This is a genomic window from Paenibacillus polysaccharolyticus (genome assembly GCF_023714295.1).
Classification (GTDB): Bacteria; Bacillota; Bacilli; order Paenibacillales; family Paenibacillaceae; genus Paenibacillus; species Paenibacillus polysaccharolyticus_A.
In genome coordinates this window covers 1-453 of record NZ_JAMAUN010000042.1, presented here as the reverse complement: position 1 = coordinate 453, position 453 = coordinate 1, and the positions used below count along the sequence as shown (strand labels likewise).

The 453-nt window shown below is 50.1% G+C and carries 1 protein-coding gene; it reads left to right on the top strand.

All coding sequences use genetic code 11. The features are described from left to right. The coding region (locus M3629_RS28085; protein WP_251512186.1) for a hypothetical protein at positions 1–222 on the top strand (222 nt) is incomplete at its 5' end. Between the last annotated feature and the right edge of the window lie 231 nt (positions 223–453).

Here is a 453-nt window from a genome sequence, read left to right as displayed (position 1 = left end):
GATCATGACGACAGCCGCCAGTTCCTCCACGATATGCAGAATATCGTCGAGGGGGGAAATTCTGACTACGCGCTGCATAAAACCCATTACCTTCCGGCGCTGGGGCAGCGGATGCTGGATACCTGGCGCCAGCTCAGCCCGCAGGAACAGCAGGCGCTGCGTCAGGACAAGCAGCGCTGCGGCGAGATATTGCGCGAAAAACAACAGGGGAAATCATCCTGACGAGTTGGCAAAATTGCAGCATATCGCCAGCGTCGAATAAGATTGTGCTGTTGATGACCGGATCGCTGTCACAAAATATCCGGTCGTCGTCGCGTCACAGTACGACGTTTTTTCTGCGGCGGAATACGATAAAAAGTAGTTGATCTGGTACGAACTAACTCTTATTTTGCTTCACAGTTTTCAAAATGAGATAAAACTGATGCCTGTCATTATTGCCAGTAGTGTTAAAGA